The organism is Ciceribacter azotifigens, from assembly GCF_048159625.1.
Classification (GTDB): domain Bacteria; phylum Pseudomonadota; class Alphaproteobacteria; order Rhizobiales; family Rhizobiaceae; genus Allorhizobium; species Allorhizobium azotifigens.
The window spans coordinates 1-584 of record NZ_JBLQTA010000086.1 but is presented as its reverse complement, the minus strand read 5'-3'; the positions used below and the strand labels follow the sequence as shown (position 1 = coordinate 584).

The 584-nt window shown below is 55.1% G+C and carries 1 protein-coding gene and 1 pseudogene; both read left to right on the top strand.

Going from position 1 to position 584, the window contains the following annotated elements; translation table 11 throughout:
• Positions 1 to 204, top strand: a pseudogene (locus tag ACM6UT_RS23455) (type IV secretion system protein); the annotation flags it as partial.
• 33 nt (positions 205 to 237) lie between these two features.
• A partial coding sequence (locus tag ACM6UT_RS23450) for a VirB8/TrbF family protein (protein WP_416799662.1) occupies positions 238 to 584 on the top strand: 347 nt, incomplete at its 3' end.

Genomic DNA, 584 nt, shown 5'->3' with positions numbered 1-584 from the left:
ATCGCTCGATCGGTTGGCTACGCGACCGGTGTTGCACTGCCGGCACGAGCTTTGACCGCGACACGTTCTGTAGCCGGCAGGGCTGGAGAATTAGGAATGGCCGCACGCGCCAGAACCCATGCCGGCATGAGGGAAAACATCCAAAACGCCGGTGCAGCAGAAGCGATGCAAAACAGAATTACCAACAACAGTCTGCCCAACTAGGCAACTGGTGGCGGGAATTAAGGGCTAGGATACATGGCAGAGAATAACGATGCTCTCCGGAGCTATTTTCAGGATGGGGACCGTTGGGAACAAGAGATCGTCAAAAAGGCCAAACGGTCCAAGGCGTTCGCTTGGCTGATTACGCTGATCTTCGGCGGCATCACGATCCTGTCGCTCTCCGCATTGGTGATGCTCGTGCCCCTCAAGAGCTTCGAGCCGTACATTGTCGAGGTCGACAAGAACACTGGCTATATTGAGGTCAAGACAGGGCTGACCCGAACATCGAACATCACCGATCAGCAGGCGGTCACTCAGGCGAATGTCGTCCGTTACATTCGATCCCGCGAGGGCTATGATCCTTTTGCCATTGAGCAGAACTT